Origin of the sequence: Bradyrhizobium sp. LLZ17, assembly GCF_041200145.1 — a bacterium.
GTDB lineage: Bacteria > Pseudomonadota > Alphaproteobacteria > Rhizobiales > Xanthobacteraceae > Bradyrhizobium.
On sequence record NZ_CP165734.1, the window covers coordinates 2006114 to 2030374 of the forward strand.

The 24261-nt window shown below is 62.6% G+C and carries 22 protein-coding genes and 1 pseudogene; 11 read left to right on the forward strand and 12 right to left on the reverse strand.

The features are described from left to right. Window positions 1-92 precede the first annotated feature (92 nt). Window positions 93-1394: a M20/M25/M40 family metallo-hydrolase gene (locus tag AB8Z38_RS10110; protein WP_369724708.1), complete on the forward strand. Its 1302-nt coding sequence runs from the start codon at window positions 93-95 to the stop codon at window positions 1392-1394. Between the two features lie 119 nt (window positions 1395-1513). On the opposite strand, the gene AB8Z38_RS10115 is transcribed toward AB8Z38_RS10110, so the two are convergent. From AB8Z38_RS10115 to AB8Z38_RS10125, 3 genes are all read right to left on the reverse strand, one after another. After that, window positions 1514-3178, reverse strand: a complete 1665-nt coding sequence (locus AB8Z38_RS10115; RefSeq protein ID WP_369724710.1) for a tannase/feruloyl esterase family alpha/beta hydrolase — start codon at window positions 3176-3178, stop codon at window positions 1514-1516. Window positions 3179-3471: 293 nt separating this feature from the next. Next, the gene (locus tag AB8Z38_RS10120; RefSeq protein WP_369724712.1) at window positions 3472-4836 is read right to left on the reverse strand and encodes an ATP-binding protein; all 1365 of its coding nucleotides are present in this window, start codon (window positions 4834-4836) and stop codon (window positions 3472-3474) included. Between the two features lies 1 nt (window position 4837). Further along, window positions 4838-5512 carry a response regulator gene (locus AB8Z38_RS10125; protein ID WP_369724713.1) on the reverse strand — a complete coding sequence of 225 codons (675 nt, stop codon included), beginning with the start codon at window positions 5510-5512 and terminating at the stop codon, window positions 4838-4840. Between the two features lie 311 nt (window positions 5513-5823). On the opposite strand from AB8Z38_RS10125, the gene AB8Z38_RS10130 reads away from it, so the two are divergent. The 4 genes from AB8Z38_RS10130 (at window position 5824) to AB8Z38_RS10145 (ending at window position 8373) form a co-directional block, all read left to right on the forward strand. Beyond that, entirely contained in the window at window positions 5824-6270 is a 447-nt protein-coding gene (locus tag AB8Z38_RS10130; RefSeq protein ID WP_369724715.1) for a GNAT family N-acetyltransferase, read from the forward strand. Window positions 6271-6555: 285 nt separating this feature from the next. Beyond that, entirely contained in the window at window positions 6556-6984 is a 429-nt protein-coding gene (locus AB8Z38_RS10135; RefSeq protein WP_369724717.1) for a MerR family transcriptional regulator, read from the forward strand. A 78-nt stretch (window positions 6985-7062) separates the two neighbouring features. Next, the gene (locus AB8Z38_RS10140; RefSeq protein WP_369724719.1) at window positions 7063-7935 is read left to right on the forward strand and encodes an SDR family NAD(P)-dependent oxidoreductase; all 873 of its coding nucleotides are present in this window, start codon (window positions 7063-7065) and stop codon (window positions 7933-7935) included. 189 nt (window positions 7936-8124) lie between these two features. Beyond that, entirely contained in the window at window positions 8125-8373 is a 249-nt protein-coding gene (locus AB8Z38_RS10145; protein WP_369724721.1) for a hypothetical protein, read from the forward strand. Between the two features lie 132 nt (window positions 8374-8505). Here the strand turns inward: AB8Z38_RS10145 and AB8Z38_RS10150 are convergent, their stop codons facing one another. The 3 genes from AB8Z38_RS10150 to AB8Z38_RS10160 form a co-directional block, all read right to left on the reverse strand. After that, on the reverse strand, window positions 8506-9594 hold the full coding sequence (locus AB8Z38_RS10150; protein ID WP_369724723.1) for a TRAP transporter substrate-binding protein: 1089 nt from the start codon (window positions 9592-9594) through the stop codon (window positions 8506-8508). Between the two features lie 234 nt (window positions 9595-9828). Beyond that, window positions 9829-10263, reverse strand: a complete 435-nt coding sequence (locus AB8Z38_RS10155) for a DUF3551 domain-containing protein (RefSeq protein WP_369724725.1) — start codon at window positions 10261-10263, stop codon at window positions 9829-9831. A gap of 151 nt (window positions 10264-10414) precedes the next feature. After that, window positions 10415-11395, reverse strand: coding sequence for an ABC transporter substrate-binding protein (locus AB8Z38_RS10160; protein ID WP_369724726.1), 981 nt, complete (start codon window positions 11393-11395; stop codon window positions 10415-10417). A 688-nt stretch (window positions 11396-12083) separates the two neighbouring features. On the opposite strand from AB8Z38_RS10160, the pseudogene AB8Z38_RS10165 reads away from it, so the two are divergent. Then, a pseudogene (locus AB8Z38_RS10165) lies at window positions 12084-13368 on the forward strand (lipoprotein-releasing ABC transporter permease subunit). Window positions 13369-14055: 687 nt separating this feature from the next. On the opposite strand, the gene AB8Z38_RS10170 reads toward AB8Z38_RS10165, so the two are convergent. From AB8Z38_RS10170 to AB8Z38_RS10180, 3 genes are all read right to left on the reverse strand, one after another. After that, window positions 14056-15147, reverse strand: a complete 1092-nt coding sequence (locus AB8Z38_RS10170; RefSeq protein ID WP_369724728.1) for a TRAP transporter substrate-binding protein — start codon at window positions 15145-15147, stop codon at window positions 14056-14058. Between the two features lie 194 nt (window positions 15148-15341). Further along, window positions 15342-16478, reverse strand: coding sequence for a P-loop NTPase (locus AB8Z38_RS10175; RefSeq protein WP_369724729.1), 1137 nt, complete (start codon window positions 16476-16478; stop codon window positions 15342-15344). 54 nt (window positions 16479-16532) lie between these two features. Continuing rightward, complete coding sequence (locus tag AB8Z38_RS10180) at window positions 16533-16982, reverse strand: VOC family protein (protein WP_369724731.1); 450 nt, start codon at window positions 16980-16982, stop codon at window positions 16533-16535. A gap of 185 nt (window positions 16983-17167) precedes the next feature. Here AB8Z38_RS10180 and AB8Z38_RS10185 point away from each other — a divergent pair, with 185 nt between their 5' ends. The 5 genes from AB8Z38_RS10185 to AB8Z38_RS10205 all read left to right on the forward strand — a co-directional run bounded on the left by AB8Z38_RS10185 (window position 17168) and on the right by AB8Z38_RS10205 (window position 21899). After that, the gene (locus AB8Z38_RS10185; RefSeq protein WP_369724733.1) at window positions 17168-18037 is read left to right on the forward strand and encodes an NAD(P)-dependent oxidoreductase; all 870 of its coding nucleotides are present in this window, start codon (window positions 17168-17170) and stop codon (window positions 18035-18037) included. A gap of 21 nt (window positions 18038-18058) precedes the next feature. Continuing rightward, a complete protein-coding gene (gene nhaD / locus AB8Z38_RS10190; protein ID WP_369724735.1) occupies window positions 18059-19336 on the forward strand; it encodes a sodium:proton antiporter NhaD in 1278 nt (425 codons plus the stop codon). A gap of 136 nt (window positions 19337-19472) precedes the next feature. Next, window positions 19473-21068, forward strand: coding sequence for a sensor histidine kinase (locus AB8Z38_RS10195; protein ID WP_369724737.1), 1596 nt, complete (start codon window positions 19473-19475; stop codon window positions 21066-21068). A gap of 44 nt (window positions 21069-21112) precedes the next feature. Next, window positions 21113-21316, forward strand: a complete 204-nt coding sequence (locus AB8Z38_RS10200; RefSeq protein ID WP_369724739.1) for a DUF1289 domain-containing protein — start codon at window positions 21113-21115, stop codon at window positions 21314-21316. 28 nt (window positions 21317-21344) lie between these two features. Further along, window positions 21345-21899: a TIGR02281 family clan AA aspartic protease gene (locus tag AB8Z38_RS10205; RefSeq protein WP_369724740.1), complete on the forward strand. Its 555-nt coding sequence runs from the start codon at window positions 21345-21347 to the stop codon at window positions 21897-21899. Between the two features lie 54 nt (window positions 21900-21953). Here AB8Z38_RS10205 and dusA read toward each other — a convergent pair whose 3' ends face one another. From dusA to AB8Z38_RS10220, 3 genes are all read right to left on the reverse strand, one after another. After that, window positions 21954-22946 (reverse strand): tRNA dihydrouridine(20/20a) synthase DusA, encoded by a 993-nt coding sequence (dusA, locus tag AB8Z38_RS10210; RefSeq protein WP_369724742.1) that lies wholly within the window; start codon window positions 22944-22946, stop codon window positions 21954-21956. Between the two features lie 463 nt (window positions 22947-23409). Then, window positions 23410-23886, reverse strand: a complete 477-nt coding sequence (locus AB8Z38_RS10215) for a cyclic nucleotide-binding domain-containing protein (protein ID WP_369726795.1) — start codon at window positions 23884-23886, stop codon at window positions 23410-23412. Window positions 23887-24016: 130 nt separating this feature from the next. After that, window positions 24017-24244: a hypothetical protein gene (locus AB8Z38_RS10220; RefSeq protein ID WP_369724744.1), complete on the reverse strand. Its 228-nt coding sequence runs from the start codon at window positions 24242-24244 to the stop codon at window positions 24017-24019. Between the last annotated feature and the right edge of the window lie 17 nt (window positions 24245-24261).

Genomic DNA, 24261 nt, shown 5'->3' on the forward strand with positions numbered 1-24261 from the left:
TGGCGCCGCGCACGATCGCGAAGCCGTCCCACGTGACAAGCGCCGGAAAGGCGGGCATACCGGGCCATCCTTCAACCTATGGTTCGCCGCACATGTCTCGATCGCATTCCGCTCCATCGCTTGTTGCTCCGTTGATCGCGTGCCTCTCGCTGGCATGTGCCGCAAACGCTGTGCGCGCCGAGCCCATTGCGAATGTCGTGGCCGATGTTCACGCGCTGGCCCAAAAGGAGCAGCAGCCGCTGCTCGACACCCTGCACGATCTCGTCAGCATCGAATCCGGCAGCAAGGACGTCGAAGGCCTGAACCAGATCGCCGAGCGCGTGGCCGGTCAGCTCAGGCAGCTCGGCGGTACGGTTGAGATCCTGCAGCCCAGCGACATCTATCGCCTCGACGACACGCCGGAGAAGATCGGCCCGGCCGTGCACGCCGTCTTCAACGGTACCGGCAGCAAGAAGATCATGCTGATCGCCCACATGGACACGGTCTACCTCAAGGGCATGCTGAAGGACCAGCCGTTCCGGATCGACGGCGACAAGGCCTACGGGCTCGGCATTGCCGACGACAAGCAGGGCGTCGCGCTCATTCTCCATTCGGTAGCGTTGCTTCAGAAGCTGAATTTCAAGGACTACGGCACCCTCACTGTGCTCACCAATGGCGATGAGGAGATTTCCTCGCCGGGCTGGCGCAGCACCATCACCAAATTTGCGTCGGATCAGGATGCGGTGTTCTCGTTTGAAGGCGGCGGCACCGACGGCACGCTGCGGCTCGCCACCAGCGGCATCGGCTCGGCCTATCTCACCGTGACCGGCAAATCCTCGCACGCGGGCGCGCGGCCCGAGGGCGGCGTCAATGCGCTCTACGAGCTCTCGCACCAGGTGCTCCAGATGAAGGACCTGTCAAAGCCCGAGCTGGGCCTGAAGCTGAACTGGACCGTCTCCAAGGCCGGCACCAACCGCAACGTGATCCCGGCCGAGGCCACGGCCCAGGCCGATGCGCGCGCGCTCAAGGTGTCGGATTTCGACGAGCTGGAGAAGGCACTGCAGGACAAGATCAAGAATCGCCTGCTGCCCGAGTCCAGGGTTGCGCTGAAATTCGAGGTGCGCCGTCCTCCGCTCGAGGCCAACGACGCCTCGCGCCGCATCGCGGCCTACGGCAAGACGATCTACGGAGAGATCGGACTCCCGCTCAAGGTCGACGAGAAAGCGACCGGCGGCGGCACCGACGCGGCCTTTGCCGCGCTCAAGACCAGGGGCGCGGTGGTGGAAGGCATGGGCCTGTCGGGCTTCGGCGCACACTCCAACGATGCCGAATATGTAAAGCTCGACAGCATCGTGCCGCGGCTTTATCTGACCACACGCATGATCATGGACCTGTCCACCGGCAAGCTGAACTAGCAGCGCACCTTCCCTCCCCCGCACACGTCCGCCGAAGCCTTCGACGGCGGATGTGGGGAGAAGCTGAATCAACGCGCGCTGCGCTCGGATCGTCTCCTCTCCGAACAGGGAGCCAGTGATCAGGGCCCGTACTGCGGAGCCGGCTTCTGGTTGAAGTCATGCTCGTCGGAAATGCAAGTGAAGCTCGCCGCGTCGTTCGTGCTGCCGCTTCCATTGTATCTCGCGATTTTCGGAAACACGCAAAGCGGCCGCGTCATCTGCACATTGGGCGGAGTGTCGTTGACATATTTGGTCGCGGTGACCGCATCCGGCGCCGTGCCGTTCTCGACCCAGTTCACGAGCGAGGGCAGCAGAGCAAAGGAGTTGGGACCGGGTCCGCCGGTGCAGTGATGCATGCCGGGAACCATGTAAAGCCGGGCATAGCTCTGGGTCCTCTCCAGCGCCGATCGCCTGCCGCCCCTGCGATCGAACAGCGCCTCCTCGACATGAGGCCGAGAGGGCTCGAAATCGCGCCTGTCGTGCTCCACGAGCGCATTGAAATAGTTGATGCTGACTTGCGACGGAACACCCTGATCGGCCCAACCATGATACATGATCAGCTTGCCACCATGCGCGCGGAACGCGCTGAGATCGGTGCTGTTGGCATTCAGCGGCTCGGCGAGTTGGTCGTCCACGGCCTTGAGATCGCGGTGAATGTCGAAATTCGTGTAGTTGATGACACTGCCCGGCTGGCCGAAGCCTGGACCGAACACCCAATATAAGGGGCCGTCAGAGAGCGGCTCCGGAAGCTGCTGCTTTGCCATGATGCCGAGAGCGCTGACGTCTTCAATCTCGGTGCCGCGCGAATAGGCGGGAAAGACCACATCGCCGTTCACGGGATCGATAGCGCCGGCGTAGTAACTCTGCATCCGCGTGACCTGCTCGGCGGTAAGGCACGCCGGCGGAAGGTTACCGCCCGTACATTGCAGAACCTTTGGATCGAAATGGCAGTCGCGCGGATCCGACAAGAATTGGTCGGTGTTGACCCCGCCATCCCGGCCGGCGCAGTGCGCCAGCACCGCCTTGTTGATCAATGACATCTGGCCGCTCTGCATGAGCCTTCCAGGAGTTGCGTGCGCGATCTGCCACCCATAAGGCGTTGATCCATACGACCGTGAGCGGTTGAAGGGCGCTGCGCCGGCCACGATGCCGTCGTAGTCATCAGGATAGCGCTGCGCCTCCATCAACGCGTTCTGGCCGCCGGTCGAGCAACCGAAGAAATAGCTCTTGTCCGCGTTCCGCTGATAGAACGCCGCGGTGATCGCCTTGCCCTGCACTGTCATCAGGTGAATCGCCCGATGGCCGAAATCCGTGATCCGTTCCGGGTGCCCATAGAGACCGGCGGTCGGATGGGCCGGCTCCCCTAACGCAATTGCGAGCGTGTTGCCCTGATTGCCGTTGGAACCGCAGAAATAATTGGTGCACCCCGAGACGCCGGTGCCGAGACCGGTGTTGGCGACCGCATATCCGGCTTTGAGGCGAAAGGCGAGAGAGCCGTAGTCGATGAAGCCGCCGAACCCGCCACTTCCGAGACCGAGAAATCGTCCGCCCCATGTGCTTTCCGGCAGCCAGACCTCGATCTTGATCGAGGAGTCGGCCGTGGGCGCGATCGTCGCCGTGACGCGACAAAACGTTGGTAACCCCGTGATGTACTGCGCCGGGTTGGTGCCTGGAATGGCGAACACGCCGGAGATGACATCACTCGCCGACGTGATGGTCGTCTGCTCCAGAGCGAGCGTTTGCAAGCTTGTGCACTGCGTTGCCATGGCGGGCGTGGCAGCAGCCGCGACAGCAACCCTTGCGGCCGCGCTGATGAAACATAGACGATGCATGATTTGTGTTCCCGGTCGTTTTCATTCCAGTTGCGCAAAACCAACGAACAATTTAAAATAGCACGCCATCGCGATGGCCGGAAGAGGCGAGCGCGGGCGCTCATCGCACTTCTCTCAAAATGTTTGGCAGGATCGAACGGAGCGGCGACTTCCGATTACGGAACTGGTGCGTGCGCACGCGTGCGTGTCGAATGAGACGATCCGCTCTAGGCGGGTGCTGAGAAGACCTTGTCGGCCAGCCTGAACCGCAGCGTGAACTCCGCGCCGCCGGTGGGGAGGTTTTCCACCGCAACCGTCGCAGCGTGGTCGTCGGCGACGGCGCGCACGATCGAGAGCCCCAGGCCTGCGCCGTCGCTGCGCTGGCGGTCGCGGCGCCAGAAGCGCTGGAAGATCAGCTCGCGCTCGCCCTCCGCGACGCCGGGACCGCAATCGCGCACCCGCACCACACCGTCGTCACTCACGACGACATCGACCGACGTGTTCTGCGCAGTAAACTTGACGGCGTTTTCGGCGAGGTTGTAGATCGCGCGCTGCAACATCTCGCAATTGCCGAGGATCATCACCGGCGTGTCGCTCCCCCTCAGCGCGATGTCCTTGCGCTGGGCGATCGCGAACGGCGCGATTGCGCCGACGACTTCGGCGCAGACGTCGCGCAGATCCGCGGTCTCGCCGGGATCGAGCACGAGCGTGTCGAGCTCGGCGATCTCGAGGAGCTGGGCGACGATGCGGCTCATGCCATCGACGTCGGCATGCAGCGCCTGCCGCGCGGCGCCGTCGCCAAGCGTCTCGATCCGCGTGCGCAGGATCGCGAGCGGCGTGCGCAATTGATGGGCGGCGTCGGCGGTAAACTGGCGTTGCACGCGAAAACCGTCCTCGAGACGATCCAACGCCTGGTTGACGGCGGTGACCAGCGGCATGATCTCGCGCGGGATCTGCTCGGTCGGCAGGCGGATGTCGGTACGCGCCGGGCCGATATTGCTGGCCTCCTCCGAAGCCTTCCACAACGGCGCGATCGCGCGGCGGAAGATGACGATGTCGGCGGCGAGCAGGATCAAGAGGATCGGAATGGTGATCCATCCCACCCGCCGGAAAAAATTCGAGATGATGTCGTCGATGATGACGTCGCGATGCGCCAGATCCTCGGCGACCGCGACACGCACGGTCTGGCCATCGACGGTCCGGGTGACGGCGCCTCCGGAAATGGTGTCCGATAGTCGCGGCGCCGACGCTGCGGCGTCACGCCTGTGCGAGGAAAACAGCAACCTACCCTCGCCATCGCGAATGTCGTACTGGTAGCGGCCGTAGGCATCCGAATAGAGCCCGCGCAGGCTGTCCGGCAGATGGAACGCCAGCGTGCCGTCCGGTTGCCGGACGATGCGCTCCGCGAGCGCTTCGGCCTGGGCCCGCATGGCCTCGCGATGCAGCTGGTCGACCTCCGAATTCAGCAACCAGAACAGCACCAGCGGCAGAAAGATCGCGACCACCGCGACCGCGACGATGTGCATAAACACGATGCGCGAGATCAGCGATTTGAACGTCGGCGACCTGGCAAAGAAGCCGGCGGCGCTCACGCTATTTCTCCTCGGACATCATGTAGCCCACGCCGCGGATGGTGTAGATCACGACCTTGGCCCCGTGCTCGGTGAGCTGCTTGCGGAGCCGCGAGACGTAGACCTCGACTGCGTTGGAGGCGACCTCGCCGTCGAGCCCGAAGATGTGGTCCTCAACGTTCTTTTTCGGCACCACCCGCCCCTGCCGCCGCAGCAGGATCTCCAGCACCGAGGTCTCGCGCGACGAGATGATCCGTGGCTGGTCGTCGACGAAGATCTGGCGGCTCTCGGTGTCGTAGACGAGATTGGCCAGGCGCAGCGAACGGCCGAGCAACTGGCCCGGACGGCGCAGGATCGCCTCCAGCCGCGCCACCAGTTCCTCCATCGCGAACGGCTTTGCGAGATAGTCGTCGGCCCCGCTGCGCAGTCCGCTGACGCGGTCCTGCAGGCCGCCGCGCGCGGTCAGCACCATCACCGGCAGCGGTTCCATCTGGCGGCGCAGCTCGCGCAGCACCGACAGGCCGTCGCCGTCGGGCAGGCCAAGGTCGAGGATCATGGCGGCATAGCTGACATTGTGCACCGCCTCGCGCGCGTCCCCCACGCTGCCGACGATATCGCTCTCATAGCCCGCCGCCGCCAGTCCGGCCGCGACCAGCCGCGACAGCTCGGCATTGTCCTCGACGATCAAAAGACGCATCGCATTCCCGCCGGACGTTCTGGTGTCACTGCGCCGCTGCCGCCGCAGCTTCGCTCTCTTCCACCATTCGAGGCGCCTCGGCCAGCGAAAAAACACGCGGCGGCCTGGCGCGCGCGTTTGTCAGGTTGGCGTAAGCCGCGCCGGTGCTCGCAACCCGCCAGTTCAAACATTCCGCTGCCGACCCGGGGCGGTCACTCAGCCTGGGATGGTGAGATTCTAGCAAGACAGCTTGTGAGCTACAATCACAGCTCGCGACCACCAAGGCGTTTTCAAACTCTGCTACGGTGCTCCCAAGCCGAAGGAGGTTTAGCGTGCCTCTGACAATCCGTCCCGCGACGATCGATGAGCTAGCCGGACTTTCCGATCTGTGTTTCAGGTCAAAAGCCCTCTGGGGCTACGACGAGGCGTTCATGAAAGCCTGTCGCGGCGAGCTGTCTTTTGAGACGCGCGATCTGGAGGCGACGCGCATCGCGGTTGCCGAACATAACGGCAAGACAATGGGCGTCGCACAGCTAAGAGTCAGCCATGATGAAGCTCATCTGCTGAAACTATTCGTCGAGCCCAACGCGCTCCGCAGCGGCACCGGTCAGGCTCTGCTCGCCTGGGCCATCGACGGCGCAAGACAAGTTGGTGCAAAGCGGCTGACCATCGAGGCGGATCCCGATGCGGCTCCCTTTACCGTCGCATGGGAGCCTATGATATCGGCCTGGCACCGTCTGGCTCCGTGCCCGGAAGGCTGCTGCCGAAACTGGCGATGAACCTTTGCCCGACGGGGTGATTTCAGGTGCCGCAATGACCCTGGGCTGACCTATCCCGTGATGGCGAGATCGAGGTCGCCGGCACGCGCGCGCGGATTTGAAGCACGAATTTTTGCTGTTGCCATAGAGTGCACTCTAGATCGTAGACAGAGGTCACGGACGGCCGGTGCGAGGCCTGGCTTCTGCGCGGCGAACTCGCCAAGTTGACTGAAAGAACGGAATCGAACAGCTCTGCTCAAAACCGCGGTGCAATCCCTGAGCACCGCCCGATCTCCGAGGCGCCACATGTCAAATGATTTGCATATCGGCGATATCGCAGGCCGCACCGGCCGCAGCGTCCACACCATCCGGTGGTACGAAGCGCAAGGCTTGATGCCGGGTGTCACCCGCGATCATGCCAGGCGCCGCGTCTACACCGCGCAGCACATCGGGTGGCTCGACCTGATGGAGCGGTTGCGCTGCACCGGCATGTCGATCGCGCAAATGCGCGCTTACACGGACCTCGTCAAGCAGGGCTCAGCCACATTGAACCAGCGACGCGAGCTTCTTCGCGGTCATCGCACCCGCGTTCAAGAAACGATCGCGCGCTGGCGCGACGCACTGGCGCTGATCGAGGCCAAGATCGAGTTCTATGACGAATGGGTGGCCAGAGGCGAGCGTCCCGCAGTCTCGCCTCATCGCCGCATGCGCCGCAAAAAGCGAACGCGCACCTAGCCGCACGGATGACAGCTGTGAACCGTCCTCCGGAGCATCGACTGCGTTCAGCCGTCAAGGCAACATAGGATCAGAGACATGACAAAAGTTGCACTAATTACCGGCGCCACCCGGAATTTGGGATTCTTTCTTGCGAAAGGTCTCGGTGCGCGCCTGGGCGCTGGCGACGTCGTTTATCTGACGGGCCGCGACCCCGCCCGTGTCCAGGAGTCCGCCGAGCTTGCACGCGGCGGCCGCGCGGAAATCAGAGGCGAAGTTCTCGACGTAGCGGATCGGCCGAGCGTGGAGCGCCTCGCACGCGCGATTCATCAAGCCCATGGCGGTATCGATCTCGTCCTGTCGAACCACTATCGGCGCGTGACGCCGGCCGACGACCCTGCCAACGTCATCGACGCCTATGTCGCAGCCAACAATCTCGGCACGACGAATATCCTGCGGAATTTCGCGCCATTGCTGCTCGATCGTGGCCGGCTCCTCGTTATCGCCAGTCGTGCCGGCTCACTTCGGGCGCTTGCGCCGGCGCTTCATCCACGATTCGAGAACCGCGCCACATTGGATGATGTCGATGCCGCCGTCCTCGCCTGGCGCGACGCCGTTCGCGAAGGCCGAGCCGGAGGCGAAGCCTGGCCCGGCTGGATCAACATTCCGTCGAAGATCGGTCAGGTCGCGGCAGTCCGCGCCCTGGCGCAGCAACGGCGCACGGCCGATCTCGCCCGAGGAATCATGCTTTGCGCGATCTCGCCCGGTCTGATCGACACAGGCGCCTCTCGGCCGTACTTCTCCGACATGAGCCGCGCCAAGTCGCCGGAAGCAGCCGCCGAATTGCTGCTGGACTTCGCTCTGGCCGACCAACTGGACACCAGGTATTACGGCGAGCTCGTCCACCTGGGAAAAGATCGCGGCCTCTTCGGTTCAAACGCAGGGTTCGGCGAGATATTGCCGTGGAAATAAATAATGACAACTGAACCGGCATCCCGACCACGGGCAGACTGGTCGAGAACATCGCCACCGCGTACTTCGGCTCGGGGCCCAATGGGCATCCATGAGAGCAGCAGGACAATGTCGGACCCATCACCGACGTTTGAATCCCAGAACTCCACGTCTTGCGTATATAGGACGATCCGAGCAGTGAGTTAATCGATGAGCCGCCGCCCGACAACATGGATCATCTTCTTGGGCTTTCTCGCTCTGATCGGGGTGAGCGCCGCTTCGGACCTTTGGAACCGTCCGGTCCAATATGGAGTTTGGGGCTTCTGGCTTTTGCTTTCGGCGATCTTTGTGTGGCGATACGCGCACACCGGATCATCTGCCGATCGGTTTCGCCTGATCGATACGCGTGGTATCTATCTGCTGCCGCAGCCTTTGCGTCGATGGCTGTTTGGTGAATGACGGCTGAGGGCTCGTCCCCAAGTTTGATCGGCATCCGACAAGTCGCCTGCAAGCGGCTCCGCGGCAACCTCTTGGCAGAGCCCCGAGGCCGTAGCCCCGGGGCGCTGTTCGTCAACTCGGAACGCGCAAGCGTCAGCTTTGCGAGTTGCGCGCCATGAAATTGTCGTAGCCGACTTCGGCCACCTGGAACCACTGATAGCCGTTGTTCGAGAAGGCGGTCAGCGAATCGTACACCTTCTTGAAGTCCGCATTCGTGGCCGAAACTTCGGCGTGCAGTTCCTTTGCCGCCTTGAAGCAGGCCTGCATGACCTCGGGCGAGAACGGATGCAGCTTGGCGCCCGCCGCGAGCAAGCGCCGCAACGCCGGCGGATTGGACTGGTCGTACTTCGCCATCATCCAGTTGTTGGAAGCGTGCCCTGCCTGCTCGAGAATGCTCTGGTAGTATTTCGGCAGCGCATTCCACTTGTCCTGGTTGACGAAGGCGAGCAGGATCGGTCCGCCTTCCCACCAACCCGGGAAGTAATAGTGCGGCGCGACCTTGACGAAGCCGAGCTTCTCGTCGTCATACGGGCCAACCCATTCGGCGGCGTCGATGGTGCCCTTCTCCAGCGCGGGATAGATGTCGCCTCCGGCGATCTGCTGCGGCACTGCGCCGAGCTTCTGCAACACCCGACCGGCAAATCCGCCGATGCGGAATTTGAGCCCGTTGAAGTCCTGGGGCGTCTTCACTTCCTTGCGGAACCAGCCGCCCATCTGGCAGCCGGTGTTGCCGGCGAGCAGCGAGACGACGTTGTACTTCTTGTAGAACTCGTTGAGGATCTCCCGGCCGCCGCCCAGCATGTACCAGGCCTGGTTGATGCGCATGTTCGGCCCGAACGGCACGGACGAACCGAAGGTGAAGGTCGGGTCCTTGCCGAAATAGTAGTAAGACGCCGTGTGACCGATTTCACAGGTGCCGTTCTGCACGGCGTCGAGCACCTGGAGCCCAGGCACGATTTCGCCGCCCGCGAACGTCTGGATTTGAAATTTGTTGTCGGTCGCTTCCGCCACCATCTTGGCCATCATCTCGGCACCGCCATAAAGCGTGTCGAGCGATTTCGGCCAACTCGTCGGCATGCGCCATTTGATCTCCGGCATCGACTGCGCAATCGCCGGAGCGGCAAGCGTCGCGGCGCCGGCCGCACCAAGTCCGGTGACCTTGATGAAGTCTCTTCTCTTCATGATTTCCTACCCTGATGGATTGTGATTGTGGGCCTTCTTGCCGAGGCTTGGGGAACAGCATGGCGCAAGGCCCGGCCGAATGCCACCGTGATCGCACTGCGGCAAACAAAAAGCCCGGCCTCGGTGGGCGGCCGGGCTCTGTGGGCTTGCGGTTTTTTCGAAGGATCAGGGGCGTCGGCGCAAACGGACTCGGGCCTGCTCTCTGCGAGTTCGAGGCTCAATGAAGTGCTACCGCTACAGGTTAGATCTCACACTCTGGACAAAAAGTTCTTTTTCGCCGGGCGCGTAACCCAGGCAAGCCCCGTAATAGCATTCGATGCCATGATTGCATGATCCAGCCCGGCCGTGGATAGGCAGCTCAGCTCGCGCGTGGTATCCGGCAGCAGCAGGCACGGGAAAGCTTGATCCGACTTGGCGATGATATCGCGGATTAATCCGTTTCGCCGCGCCCTTGGTACCGGCATAATATGGGTTGAGGTCGCAGGTCTGACCGTTAGCCGTTGCCCTGCATTGATCGATCGTATGGTAGGCGCATCGATAATAAGAACCGCCTCCCCGACGGACGACGTGCAGGCAAACGGGAAAAGCCGGATCATAGGTCTGAGCCTGAGCGTGCCCCGCTGCGAAAACGATTCCCAACGTCAAGATCGTTAGAACCAAGGTGCGCATTGGACAGTTCCTCGAAGGCACAAGGCTCGTGTCTTTGACCGGAGGCAGTCTTGATCCAAGTCAATGTTCTCGAAACAGGTGCCCACGCGCACTGTGGGCGAAGTCGCCGCGCAAGCCAACAAGCGGACTCATGCCCCGGCGCGCAAACTCGTTATTCAATCACCTCGTCGGCACGGGCGAGCAAAGCCTGTGGCACCGCGAGGCCGAGCGCCTTGGCGGCTTTGGTATTGATGATCAGTTCGAAATTCGTCGGCTGAAGCACCGGCAGATCGGCGGGCTTGGTGCCGCCGAGGACCTTTCCGGCGTAAATGCCAGCCTGACGATACGCCGCAGCAAAGCTCGGCCCATAGCTGATCAGGCCCCCCGCCGCGACGAATTCACGCCGGTAGTAGATCGCCGGAACGGAGTGCCGTGCGGCCAAGGCTCCGATCTGCGCGCGCTGGCCAAAAAGGAAAAGGTCGGTGTCGATGATGAGTGCGCGTGCCTGCAATTCGGCCAGGCTGGCAAAGGCGGCGTCGATCTCGCTCTCGGAAGTGGCATTCACGATACGAAGCTGTACTGCTTTAGAGCGCGCCGCTTGCTGCATGTCGGCGGATTTGGCGGAAACCGCACGTGATGGGTTGTTGGGGTTGATGAGCAGCGCAATGACTTTCGCGTCCGGAACCAGCTCACACGCCAGCTCCAACCGTTTGGGATTGAGCTCGTCTCCGAACACGGTGACGCCGGTGAGATTTGCGCCCGGGCGCGCCAGGCTCGCGACGAGGCCATTTGCAACGGGATCGCCGCCGATGAAGAAAACGATTGGGGTCGTCGAAGAAGCGGTTTGCGTGCTTCGCGCAACGGGATCGGTGATGGCAACTATCAGATCGACCTTGCGGCCGACGAGGTCACCAGCCGTTGCTGCAAGCCGCTCATTGGCTTCGACCCAATGATATTCGATGGCGACGGTTTGTCCTTCGGTATAACCGGCTTCGCTCAGTCCCAGACGGAACCCGCCCAGGAGCGGTCCACCTGCTTCCGGCGGGCCGGGACTTAGGAACCCGATCACCGGCATCGACTTTTGCTGCGCTGCCGCCGCGAGCGGCGATGCGGCCGCTCCGCCGATGAGCCCGATGAACTCGCGTCTTTGCATGACTGCTCCCGAGGGTCGGAACATCGTCGCAGTCTAGCCGTCTAAATCGAAGGTCTGGAAGGCCTTGGAGAACATTCCGCCGAATATGTTTGCGATCGCTCCTGTCCGAGAACATTCGTGAGCGATCGTTCCGGCCGCCGTCCGTTCGCTTCCGGCGCACCCCCGATGAGCCGAAGAGAAGGGGCTCGGCGTGACTTCGCGTTCGGGCCAATAGCGCCCATTGCCGCTTTTTGGCGGTGCAGTCATATTGGTGAGACGAGCGTAGTCGTTGTCCCCTATAATCCCGATTGGGAAATAGCTTTTGGGCGAGAAGCAAAGGTCATTCGCGTTAGCCTACCTGATACGAAGCAAGGGGGCCGAGGCCAGCTCCATCCCCTCGTCATTGCGAGCGGAGCGAAGCAATCCAGAGTGCCTCCGCGGAAAGATTCTGGATTGCTTCGCTCCGCTCGCAATGACGATGTGGGCGCAGCACACGTAGGACGGGTAGAGCGAAGCGAAACCCATCGGCAAATCAACTCGAGACGACAACGACGGCAGTCACCCGGGACTGGATGATGGGTTTCGCTTCGCTCTACCCATCCTACGGTCTTCCCGAGGAGAATTCGCTTTTGAGCCGCAAGCCTACTATGGAGCCACAAGCCACGGTAGCGAATCCGACCACAACAGGACAGAATGGCGGTCTTCTCGCATGACGGAAGAGACCGTGACGGAGCCGCCGCAAACCCGACCCTTTGCACCGTTTGAATGGATGCTCTCTGCACGTTATCTGAAGGCGCGCCGTAAGGAAGGCTTCATCTCGGTCATCGCCGGGTTTTCGTTTCTGGGTATCTTGCTTGGGGTCGCCACGCTGATCATCGTCATGGCAGTGATGAACGGCTTCCGCAAAGAGCTCCTCGGCAAGATTCTCCGGAATCAACGGACATATTCTGATCCAGCCGCTGGAAGCCCCATTGACCGATTGGAAAGACGTGACCGACCGCATCAATCAGGTGCAGGGCGTTCGCTTTGCAGTGCCCGTCGTTGACGGCCCGGCATTGGCATCGTCGTCCAACGCCTCCGGCATCCTGGTGCGCGGCATTCGCGCCCTCGATCTGCAGCAGCTTCCTTCGTTCGCCAGCAACATCAAACGCGGGACAATCGCGGGCTTTGACGAGGGCCAGGGTCTCGCGATTGGCCAGGGACTGGCCGACCAACTCTCGGTTCATCTCGGCGACAGCATCACACTCGTTGCGCAGCACGGCGCGGTCACGCCAATGGGCGTCATGCCGCGTATCAAGAAATACCAGGTCACGGCCGTGTTCGAGATCGGCATGTCCGAATATGACGCAGGCATCATTTTCATGCCGATCACGGAGGCACAGGCCTTTTTCAACCGCGATCATGACGTGACGGCAATCGAGGTTTTCACGGCCAATCCCGATCGCATCGATCTGTTTCGCAAGACGGTGGCCGACGCTGCCGGCCGGCCGATCCTCCTGGTCGACTGGCGGCAGCGCAATTCCACGTTCTTCAGCGCGCTTGAAGTTGAGCGCAACGTGATGTTCCTGATCCTGAGCCTGATCGTTCTCGTGGCCGCGCTGAATATCGTGTCGGGCCTGATCATGCTGGTGAAGGACAAGACCATCGATATCGCAATCCTCAGGACCATGGGAGCATCGCGAGGAGCGATCATGCGGACTTTCATGATCGCCGGTGCTTCGATTGGCGTGACGGGGACGCTCGTCGGCTTCGTCGTCGGGCTTCTCGTTTGCGTCAACATCGAATCGATCCGCAAATTCATGTCCTGGCTGACGAGCACCGACTTGTTCCCGCCGAAGCTCTATTTTCTGTCCAAGCTGCCCGCGGAGATCGATCTCACAGAGAGCGCCGCGGTGGTGATCATGGCGTTGATCCTGTCGTTCCTTGCGACCCTCTATCCATCATGGCGCGCCGCGCGGCTTGATCCCGTAGAGGCTCTACGGCAGGGACGCTAGTCATGGCGACCGGGGAACGTCGGCTGATCAACCTGACCTGGTACGGTGCCGCTGAAAAGCAGCCGTCAGTTCATGGAATTGGTCGTCTGTTGCTCATCGCGCCGCATCGCGCCGATTTGCCGGCAAGTCCGTCTCAACGATAAGCTAATCGAACTGGCTAGCCTTGAAGTCGTACCTCATCGCCAGCTCCAAGCATCCGCTGCGCCAATTTCGGAATATGCGATGATAGCTTCATGCCACTGTTTTGCCCGACGAGTCAAACGGGTTCGCGACTCGCTCGCAAACGAAGCAACGGGCCCGAGCCCAGTTCCATCCCCCGTCATTGCGAGCGCAGCGAAGCAATTCAGACTCGCTTCGCGGAAAGATTCTGGATTGCTTCGCTCCGCTCGAATGACGATGTGGCAGCAGACGCGCGCCAAACACCGATGTCATTGCGGACAGCTCGCGATCAGGCAAATCGTCGCGCCGGCCAATGCTGCACGGCCATTGCCGCTTCTCGTTGATTTTGCTCGACGGCTCAAGCTGTGGCATGCCCCACAGCGCAACGCGCCCTCGCCCCATTTCTACTGTGCATGGGGTTGTTTTCGATGTTTTTTGTTCGGCACCATGCGGATGCACCGCCGCAAAGAAAAAGCCCGGCCTCGCGAAGGAGGCCGGGCTCTGTTCTGTTGCGACCTGCTCGAACGATCAGCCGCGGGTGCGCGAGCGGATCATGAAGCTGTCGTAGGTGTATTCGGCGACCTGCCACCACAGATATTCGTCGGAGCGGTAGGCCTGCATGGCGTCGATCGACTTCTTGAAGTCGGGGTTCTTGGCCGAGATCTCGCCCCAAAGCTCGTTGGTGGCCTTGAGGCAGGCCTCCAACACCTCGTTGGTGAAGGGACGAAGCTGGGTGCCGCCGGCCACCAGACGCTTGAGCGCCGTGGGGTTCAGCATGTCGTAGCGCGCCGCCATCCAGGTGTTGGTGTTGACGGTCGCGTTGGTGAGGATCGCCTGGTAGTTCTTCGGCAGCTCGTTCCACTTGTCGATATTGGCGAAGGCGTGGACGGTCGGGCCGCCCTCCCAGAAACCCGGATAGTAGTAATACTTGGCGACCTTGGCGAAGCCGAGCTTCTCGTCATCATAGGGGCCGACCCATTCGGCGGCGTCGATGGTGCCCTTTTCCAGCGACGGATAGATGTCGCCGCCCGCGAGTTGCTGCGGCACCACGCCGACTTTCTGGAGCACCTGGCCGGCGATACCGCCGATACGGAATTTCAGGCCGGAGAGATCGGCGACCGTCTTGATCTCCTTGCGGAACCACCCGCCCATCTGCGTGCCGGTGTTGCCGCAGGGGAAGCCAACCACGTTGGTCTTCTTGAAGAACTCGTTGGCGAGCTCGTTGCCGCCGCCCTGGTAGAGCCAGGAATTCTGCTGGCGCGCATTGAGGCCGAACGGCACCGACGCGAAGATTGCAAAGGTCGGGTCCTTGCCGACGTAGTAATACGACACAGTGTGGCACATCTCGACGGTGCCCTTCTGCGTCGCGTCCAGCGCCTGCAGGCCGGGAACGATTTCGCCGGCCTGGAAGACCTGAATCTGGAATTTGTTGTCAGTCATTTCGGCGACGTACTTCGCCAACTGCTCGGCGCCGCCATAGATGGTATCGAGCGACTTCGGAAAGCTCGACGTCAGGCGCCACTTCACCTCGGGCGAGGATTGCGCGATTGCCGGCGAGGCCACCGCGGCGGTCGCCGCCGCGCCTGCTGCCGACACTTTCAAGAATTCACGACGCTTCATCTTCTGCTCTCTCCTTGCTGGGGCGTTTCCCCTCAACATCTCTTTTGCCGCCACTCATTTCGGCGACGCGTTCAAAGCCGCGTCGCACCGAAGAGGCTTGACTGCCGTGGCCTTTAACACGGAAGCCGCCATTGCGGAACGCGACAATGGCATGACGGGACCGTACGAAAGTCGCATGTCCCGGGAAGACCGGCTCAGGCCGCGGCGATGACGCCCTTGAGCTGGTCCCGGACCTGCCCCGCAATGGCGCGGTAGATCGCCGCATGGGGGCCGTCCGGCTCGCTGTCGACGACCGGACTACCGGCATCCGAGCTGGCGCAAATCGCCATGTGCAGCGGGACTTCGCCCAGGAACGGTACTCCCAGCTTCTCGGCCTCGTGGCGCGCGCCGCCATGGCCAAAGATGTCCGATTTCGTGCCGCAATGCGGGCACTGGAAATAGCTCATGTTCTCGACGATGCCGAGCACGGGCACGTTGACCTTCCTGAACATGGCAAGCCCGCGCCGCGCATCGATCAAAGAGAGATCCTGCGGGGTCGAGATGATGACGGCGCCCTTCAGCGGCACGTTCTGCGCCAGCGTGAGCTGGGCGTCGCCGGTGCCCGGCGGCATGTCGACGACGAGCACGTCGAGCTCGCCCCATTGGACATCGCGCAGCATCTGCGTCACCGCCGACATCACCATCGGCCCGCGCCAGATCATCGCGGTCTCTTCCTCGACCAGGAAGCCGATCGACATGATCGCGAGGCCGAAACGCCTGAGCGGAATCATCTTGCGATCACTGTCCAGCTCCGGCTTCTCGTGCAGCCCCGTCAGCCGCGGCACCGAGGGGCCGTAGATGTCGGCATCGAGCAGCCCGACCTTGAGGCCGAGGTCGCGCAGCCCCAGCGCCAGGTTGAGCGCCGTGGTCGACTTGCCGACGCCGCCCTTGCCCGAAGCGACCGCGATCACGGCGGCGACGCCCGGAATCTCCGACTGCCGCGCCATCGGCGACCCGCCGCCCTGCGGCGGCTTATGGGCGTGGACCGGCTGCACGCCCGGCGTGCCGCGGCTCGGCGTTGGTGGCGGCGGCGGTGTAGCGCCCGCCTTGCGCTCGGCGGTGAGCGCCACCATCACGGTGGTGACGCCGGGAATGGCGCGCACGGCGGCCTCGGCTTCGGCCCGGACGGATTCCCAGGCCCGCGCCTCGGCGGCATCGACATTGATCGAGAAGAACACCTTGCCGTCAGCGGCGCTGATCGCGCTCAGCACATTGGCGTTGGTGAGCGCGACCCCGCGCGGCGACTTGATCCGGCCGAGGCTGTCGAGAACCTGTTGCTGCGTCACGCTCAAAGCGCATCTCCTGCATTCAAGATGTGCCCCATTAGAGCGGAAACGCTCAAAAGGCTACTGCCTGCCGATATCGTCAGCCATCTCGGCGGGCGCCGCCCCCTGCTCCTTCGCCGCCTCATAATTGAGCTCGATCATCACCCCGTTGGGGTCGTGGACGAAGATCTGCCAGAGGTCGCCGCCGGGCACCTGGCGGGACTCGAATTTCATCCCCTTGGACGCCAGCCGCTGCTTCATGCCGTCAAAGCCACGGCTGACAAAGGCGACGTGGTGGACAACGCCGGAATCCGGCTTTTGTGGCTCCGAGGTCGGCGAAATATCGACGAGGTGCACCACCGGCTTGTCCTCGCTGTACATCCAGGCGCCGGGGAAGGCGAAATTCGGCCGGGCGCCGTTTTCCAGGCCCAGCACGTCCTCGTAGAAGCGGACCGTCTCGGCCAGATTCCGGGTCCGGATGTTGAAATGATCGAGGACGCCAACACTCACGCCGCCGAAACCCACACCCATGCTTCGCTCCCTAGTTTTGAAGTCCTTGAGGTTCGCCATCCTAGCACAACAGGCCGCCAAACGAAGCCGTTGCCCTCTCGCCTCAAGGGTTTATGGTGCGCCCCTAATCCGCCCTCATAGCGGAACCGGGCCCCCCTCGCCCCGGCAAGAACCGTAAAACCCAAACTACGGACAAGGTATTACACATGGCTAAAGTCGCTTTCCTCGGTCTCGGCGTGATGGGCTTCCCCATGGCCGGATACCTCGTGAAAAAAGGGGGCCATGAGGTCACCGTCTATAACCGTACCGCCGCCAAGGCGAAGGAGTGGGCGGACAAGTTCGGCGGCAAGACCGCGGCGACCCCGAAGGCGGCTGCCGAGGGCCAGGATTTCGTGATGTGCTGCGTCGGCAACGACAACGATCTGCGCGCGGTCACGATCGGCCCCGATGGCGCCTTTGCCGGGATGAAGAAGGGCGCGACCTTCGTCGACCACACCACCGCCTCCGCCGAAGTCGCGCGCGAGCTCGATGCCGCCGCGGCCAAAGCCGGCTTCAAGTTCATCGACGCGCCTGTGTCCGGCGGCCAGGCCGGGGCCGAAAACGGCGTGCTGACGGTGATGTGCGGCGGTACCGCGGACGCTTATGCCGGCGCCGAACCGGTGATCGCGGCCTATGCGCGGATGTGCAAGCTGCTGGGACCCGCCGGCTCCGGCCAACTGACGAAAATGGTCAATCAGATCTGCATCGCAGGCCTGGTGCAGGGCCTCTCCGAGGGCATTCATTTCGCCAAGAAATCGGGTCTTGATGTCGCGGCCGTCATCGACACCATCTCCAAGGGCGCGGCGCAGTCCTGGCAAATGGAGAACCGCTACAAGACCATGAACGACGACAAGTACGATTTCGGCTTTGCGGTGGAATGGATGCGCAAGGACCTCTCGATCTGCATCGCGGAAGCCCGCCGCAACGGCGCCAATCTGCCGGTCACCGCGCTGGTCGACCAGTTCTATGCCGAGGTCGAGAAGATGGGCGGCAAGCGGTGGGACACGTCCAGCCTGCTCGCGCGCCTTAATCGCTGACACTGACAGACTGACCCCGCCTTGCTGATCGCGCTCGCCGTCATCTTCGTCCTCGCTTATGCGGCGATCGCGCTCGAGCATCCGATCGGGATCAACAAGAGCGCGTCTGCGCTGCTCGGCGCGGGCCTGCTCTGGACAATCTACGCGACTGCGACCGGCGATCACGTACTGGTCGGCCGTCAGCTCGACGAGTCCGTCGCCTCCACCGCACAGATCGTGTTCTTCCTGATCGGGGCGATGACCATCGTCGAGGTGATCGACGCCCATGACGGCTTCGAGGTCATCACCTCCCGCATCGGCACCACCAGCCAGGCCAAGCTGATGTGGCTGGTCGGCTTCGTGGCGTTCTTCCTGAGTTCGATCCTTGACAATCTGACGACGACCATCGTCATGATCTCGCTGATCCAGCGGCTGATCGCGCGGCGCGAGGACCGGCTGTTGTTCGCCTCCCTCGTCGTCATCGCCGCCAATGCCGGCGGTGCGTGGACCGTGATCGGCGACGTCACCACGACCATGCTGTGGATCGGCGGGCAGATCTCGCCGCTCAAGATCATGGGCGCGGTGCTGCTGCCCTCGCTGATCAATCTGCTCGTGCCGCTCGCCTTCATCAGCCTTTCGCTGAAGGGCAAGACCATCTCGGCGCCGCCCAAAGACAACGGATTGCTCGCGGTAAACCGGTTCGAGCGAAACCTGATGTTCTGTCTCGGACTCGGCGTACTGATCGCGGTGCCCGCCTTCAAGACCGTCACGCATCTGCCGCCATTCATGGGCGTCCTGCTCGGGCTTGGCATCGTCTGGCTGGTCGGCGAGATCGTGCATCGCGACAAGGACGAGCATGTGCGCCGTCCGCTCTCGCTCGCGCATGCGCTGACGCGGATCGACATGGGCTCGATCGTGTTCTTCGTCGGGATTCTGCTCGCGGTCGCCAGTCTCGAACATACCGGCTTGCTGTCGATGCTGGCCAAATGGCTGGACGCCACGCTCGGCCGCCAGGACGTCATCGTGGTCGTGCTTGGCTTGCTCAGCGCCGTCATCGACAACGTGCCGCTGGTGGCCGCGACCATGGGCATGTACGACCTCGCACATTATCCGCCCGACAGCTTCCTCTGGGAGTTCATCGCCTATTGCGCCGGCACCGGCGGCTCGATCCTGATCATCGGCTCGGCCGCAGGCGTCGCTGCGATGGGCCTCGAGAAGATCGAGTTCTTCTGGTACGCACGCCGCATCGCGGTGCCGGCGCTGGCGGGATATCTGGCAGGCGCGGTGGTCTACGTCGCGCAGCATGCTTGGCTGCACTGAAGGCACTCGCCAGTTCAAAATTAACACCCCGTTAACGTAATTCTTTAGCTCCTTAAGTCAGCTCTTAACGATTTCTTGCCAGAGATAGACAATGCAGAAGGCCCGCGTCCAACGCGGGCAGGAATCGTGTTGCTTGATGAGTAACCCCGCTGAAAAGCCTGAGGTTGTGCAGCTTCCGGCCGAGCCAGTCAGCGCTCCGTCAGCGAGCAGCCGAAGGGCTGCGGCGCAGCGGGTGCGCGAGGCGCGCGATAAGTTAACGTCGACCAGCGGAACCCGGCCGGCCTTCGACGCCGAGCTGCTGCGCCAATATGCGCAGACGCGGCTCTCGGCCTCTTATGTCGTGATGCTGCTGGTGGTGGCCACCGGCGTGCTGTTCGGGCTGTGGATGCAGCCCATTCCGGCCGCGGCCTGGACTGCCGGCATGTTCTGTATCCACGTCGCGATGATCCGCAGCTGCCGGCGCTTTCTGACCGAGCCTGCCTCGCCCGCGGCCACGCGCGCCTGGCGCACACGCTTCGTCGTGCTCGACCTGCTCTACGGCCTGTGCTGGATGGCGATCCTGATCCATCCCGTGCTCGACACGGTCACGGAAACGCTGATGATGTTCCTGATGCTGCTGGTGATCGCAGTATCGAGCATGCTCGCCGCCAATTTGCCGATCGCGGCCCTCGCCGCCACCGCGCCTGTTGCGGTCGCGATGGCGCTGAGCTTTGCGATGAGCGGTTCGCTGGACAATTACATCCTGGCCGCGCTGGCGCTCGCGGCTGAAGGCTATTTCATACTGCTGGCACACCAGCTGCACTCCTCGACGTTCGCAACGCTCGAAGCGCGCGCCGAGAAGGACGCGCTGATCGGCGAGCTCGAGCAGGCCAAGGCGATCTCGGACGAGGCGCGGCACCGCGCCGAATCCGCCAACGTCGCCAAATCGCGCTTCCTGGCACAGATGAGCCACGAGCTGCGCACGCCGCTGAACGCCATCCTCGGCTTCTCCGAAGTGATGAAGAGCGAGATTTTTGGCGCGCATGCAGTGCCGGTCTACAAGGAATATTCCGGCGACATCCATAGTTCCGGCGTGCACCTGCTCAACCTCATCAACGAGATCCTCGACCTGTCGCGGATCGAAGCCGGCCGCTACGAGTTGAACGAGGAAGCGGTGTCGCTGGTCGGCATCGTTGCCGACTGTCACCACCTGATGAAGCTGCGCGCTTCGAGCCGCGGCATCACCATTCACGAGGTGTTCGAGCAGGCTATGCCGCGGCTCTGGGCCGACGAGCGCGCGATCCGTCAGGTCGTGCTCAATCTGCTCTCAAACGCGATCAAGTTCACCCCGCAGGGCGGCGAGATCTGGCTCAAGGCGGGCTGGACTGCCTCGGGCGGGCAATATCTCTCCGTCAAGGATACCGGCTCCGGAATTCCCGAGGACGAGATTCCGGTCGTGCTCGCCTCGTTCGGCCAGGGCTCCAACTCGATCAAATCGGCCGAACAGGGCGCAGGGCTCGGCCTGCCCATCGCGAAGAACCTGATCGACCTGCATGGCGGCACGTTCACGCTGAAGTCCAAGCTGCGCATCGGCACCGAGGTGATCGTCACCTTCCCGCCGGAGCGCGTGATGAGCGCGCTGGCGCCGCTGTCGGAGGATTCTCCGCCGCTCCAGCCGGACAGTTCCGTCGTTCCCGACGAGAAACGAAGGCCACGCCACAAGCCGATCATGAGCGCCGGCACGGGCTCCTAAACACATGCTTGCAGACATGCCCAACAATCCCTCAAAATGCCAGGATGAGCAGAGAAACCCCGTGCATCGCCGTCTGTATGATCGATCCCCAGACCAAGCTGTGCTTCGGCTGCGGCCGCACCTTGCCGGAGATAGCGCGCTGGCATGCGATGGAGAGTGCGGAACGGCTCGCAGTGATGGCGCTGCTGCCGACGCGCATGACGGAAGCCGGATTGCAACCGATCGCCGGATCGACACGGCGCACCTGACTAGGCTGCGCGGCTTCGGGAGCATGCGATGATCCGCTTCCTGCTCGTTCTCATCATGCTGGCCGCCACCGCCGGTGCCGTCGTCGCCTATGGCGATCCTGACCAGATCGCGCGCGCCAGCCACACAGTCTCGCATATGTTTCGCGGACAGACCGCGTCCCCAGTCCCTGCCGTGCAAATTCAGCGCGGCCAGGGCGGCGAGTTCGCGCTCCGCGCCAAGATCAACGGCGTCGCCGCACCGATGGTGATCGACACCGGCGCCACCTCGGTGGTGCTCACCTGGGAGACCGCGAAGGCGATCGGGCTGCCGCTCGAGATGCTCGAATATGACGTCGATCTCGAGACCGCGGGCGGCCACACCAAGGCGGCCCGGCTCACGATCGACCGTCTTGCCGTCGGACACCTCGTCGAAAAGTCAGTGCCGGCCCTCGTCGTGCAGCGCGGGCAGATGAAGACCAATCTGCTCGGCATGAGCTTCCTTGATCGTCTGGAGAGCTGGGGCGTGCATTCCGATACACTGATGCTCACTGGCTATCCCGAGCTGCAGGGCAGCCACCGACGCGCGCGCACGGCAGTCGATTGAGGATCGGCCGACGAAGGGCCGGACTCGCGTTCCAGCTCTTCCGGGCGGCTACGGCTAGGCAGCCTCTGCCGGTGCACGGGCGCCAACGCGCGCGATCGCCTCGCGCAGCACCTCAACACCAGCCCCCTGCTTGGTACCGTGCTCGGCGAGATGGCGTCGAAAGGCGCGCGCGCCGGGCACGGCGTGGAATGCGCCGACGAAGTGGCGCGTGATGGCGTGCAGCCGCGTGCCCCGCGCGAGCTGCGCCTCGATATAGGGCATCATCGCCTCGAGCGCGTCCTGCATCGTCGCATGCGGCGCCGCCTCGTCAAAAATATCCGGATCGACAGAGAGGAGTCGCCACGGCTCCTGATAGGCGGCCCGGCCAAGCATCGCGCCGTCGACATGCGCGAGATGCGCCTTCGCCTCGTCGATGCTCAGGATGCCGCCGTTGATGATGATGGGCACATCGGGCACCGCGCGTTTGAGGCGATAGACACGATCATAATCGAGCGGCGGGATGTCCCGGTTCTCCTTCGGCGACAAACCGTTGAGCCAGGCTTTCCGGGCATGCACGATGAGTGCGTCGCAGCCCGCGGCGATAACTGCGCGCGCAAGCGCATCGAGAGCCTCTTCCGGATCCTGGTCATCGATGCCAATGCGACACTTCACGGTGACGGGCACGGCAACGGCGGCCTTCATCGCATCGACGCACCTGGCCACAAGCTGCGGCTCCGCCATCAGGCACGCGCCAAAGCGGCCGTCTTTCACGCGATCCGACGGGCAGCCGACATTGAGATTGATCTCGTCATAACCAAAGTCTTCGCCGATCCGTGCCGCCAGCGCGAGCTCGTGCGGATCCGAGCCACCCAGCTGAAGCGCCACCGGATGCTCGACCGCATCGAACCCGAGCAGCCGCCTCCGATCGCCATGAATCACGGCGCCGGTGGTCAGCATCTCCGTATAGAGCAGCGCCCGCCGCGTCAGCTGACGGTGGAACACCCGGCAATGCCGGTCGGTCCAATCCATCATGGGGGCCACGGAAAAGCGATAGTATTGCGATTTCAATGATTTACCTTATGCTCTCAACAGCTTGAAGCATGACGTGCGCACGCCAAACTAGCACACGTTTGTACCCCTATTTACCATGGCCAGCCCCACTCACTTGTCCTCCGGGAACTGGAGCGTCCAGGTCCGCCGTAAGAACCGCTATGTGTCAGAGACCTTCCGCCGTCGCAAGGACGGGAGCGCAGTATTGACCGCAGAGGGTCACCAAAACCCTCTCGACTGAAGAGGTCCGGGTAGCGCGCTTTGCAACGAAGCATTCGGGTCTTGTCGGCAATTCGGTCGAGCGAGACCGCCCAACCGAAGATGAGCTCGACGAATTGATCGAATACCTCGAACCCAATCGTCGGCGATTCAAGTCGATCGTCGCATCCTTGTACGCGGTGGCGACCACGATGCGACGAGAGGAGATATGCGGTCCTGACCTGACGTGGGTATGAAAACCCAGATCTTCATCGGCCAGTGCTCATTGACGTAGCTGATCCACCAGCTCCGCCACACGCTCATCCGCGCGACGGAGGCGGCGACAGAGCTCGCGGTTAACATTTTGAAGCACTATGACATAGGCGCGCGTGTCAGCCTTATAGTAAGTATACAGATTTTGAGCTGTAAGTTCGTAAAGCACGGCTGCAGTCGCTGCCACCACCGTTGCCGATCGATTTTGCATTTCGATCAGGGTCATCTCGCCAAAGAAATCCCCTGGCCCGAGATCAGCCGTGTGAATGAGCCCGCCCGAATTGCCTTGCCTGCGTACCTCAAGCTCTCCTGAATGGACGACGAACATCGACCGACCGGGATCGCCTTGAGCTATAACGATGTGACCTGCTTGGACTCTGCGCTCAACCAACATGGGGAGCAAAACGTCGAGACTGGCATCTGAAAGGCCACCGAAGAACGGTGTCGCGAGCAAGAACGCTTTCAGATCGGGAGAGCTGACAGCCATCGGAATATTATACGCCGCGGCTTCAACGGCAGGCAAGGCGCCCTTCCGGCACGGCTGCACGTAGTCGCAAACGAACGAGGCCGCCGACCGAGGCGACCTCCAATTCGCGAGCAGCTCCGGGAAAACGAGCTCAGAAGGGTGGCTGCCCCGGGCCCGATCCCGGGCCAAACGGACCGCGCTGGTTGCCGGGGCCCTGCAAGCCGCCAAAGATAAGGCCGCCGACCCATTCGGCAGCGTCTCTGATGGCGCCGCCGATGGCACGGAAGGCGTCGCCGAGCCAGTTGCCGCCGACGACCATTTCAAGTTCCGCATCGTTCAGTTCGATGATTTCCGATTTTCCATGTTCCAGGTTCAGCATTTCAGTCACTCCTGTTG

What these genes read in the sequence shown, in the direction of transcription:
- AB8Z38_RS10135 (WP_369724717.1), top strand. Translation starts at nt 6,556, where the DNA reads ATGTCAAATGATTTGCATATCGGCGATATCGCAGGCCGCACCGGCCGC.
- AB8Z38_RS10215 (WP_369726795.1), bottom strand. Translation starts at nt 23,886, where the DNA reads ATGGCTGTCAGCTCTCCCGATCTGAAAGCGTTCTTGCTCGCGACACCG.
- AB8Z38_RS10200 (WP_369724739.1), top strand. Translation starts at nt 21,113, where the DNA reads ATGAGCAGAGAAACCCCGTGCATCGCCGTCTGTATGATCGATCCCCAG.
- AB8Z38_RS10125 (WP_369724713.1), bottom strand. Translation starts at nt 5,512, where the DNA reads ATGCGTCTTTTGATCGTCGAGGACAATGCCGAGCTGTCGCGGCTGGTC.
- AB8Z38_RS10170 (WP_369724728.1), bottom strand. Translation starts at nt 15,147, where the DNA reads ATGAAGCGTCGTGAATTCTTGAAAGTGTCGGCAGCAGGCGCGGCGGCG.
- AB8Z38_RS10220 (WP_369724744.1), bottom strand. Translation starts at nt 24,244, where the DNA reads ATGCTGAACCTGGAACATGGAAAATCGGAAATCATCGAACTGAACGAT.
- AB8Z38_RS10160 (WP_369724726.1), bottom strand. Translation starts at nt 11,395, where the DNA reads ATGCAAAGACGCGAGTTCATCGGGCTCATCGGCGGAGCGGCCGCATCG.
- AB8Z38_RS10180 (WP_369724731.1), bottom strand. Translation starts at nt 16,982, where the DNA reads ATGGGTGTGGGTTTCGGCGGCGTGAGTGTTGGCGTCCTCGATCATTTC.
- AB8Z38_RS10155 (WP_369724725.1), bottom strand. Translation starts at nt 10,263, where the DNA reads ATGCGCACCTTGGTTCTAACGATCTTGACGTTGGGAATCGTTTTCGCA.
- AB8Z38_RS10150 (WP_369724723.1), bottom strand. Translation starts at nt 9,594, where the DNA reads ATGAAGAGAAGAGACTTCATCAAGGTCACCGGACTTGGTGCGGCCGGC.
- AB8Z38_RS10140 (WP_369724719.1), top strand. Translation starts at nt 7,063, where the DNA reads ATGACAAAAGTTGCACTAATTACCGGCGCCACCCGGAATTTGGGATTC.
- AB8Z38_RS10110 (WP_369724708.1), top strand. Translation starts at nt 93, where the DNA reads ATGTCTCGATCGCATTCCGCTCCATCGCTTGTTGCTCCGTTGATCGCG.
- AB8Z38_RS10185 (WP_369724733.1), top strand. Translation starts at nt 17,168, where the DNA reads ATGGCTAAAGTCGCTTTCCTCGGTCTCGGCGTGATGGGCTTCCCCATG.
- AB8Z38_RS10205 (WP_369724740.1), top strand. Translation starts at nt 21,345, where the DNA reads ATGATCCGCTTCCTGCTCGTTCTCATCATGCTGGCCGCCACCGCCGGT.
- AB8Z38_RS10145 (WP_369724721.1), top strand. Translation starts at nt 8,125, where the DNA reads ATGAGCCGCCGCCCGACAACATGGATCATCTTCTTGGGCTTTCTCGCT.
- AB8Z38_RS10195 (WP_369724737.1), top strand. Translation starts at nt 19,473, where the DNA reads ATGAGTAACCCCGCTGAAAAGCCTGAGGTTGTGCAGCTTCCGGCCGAG.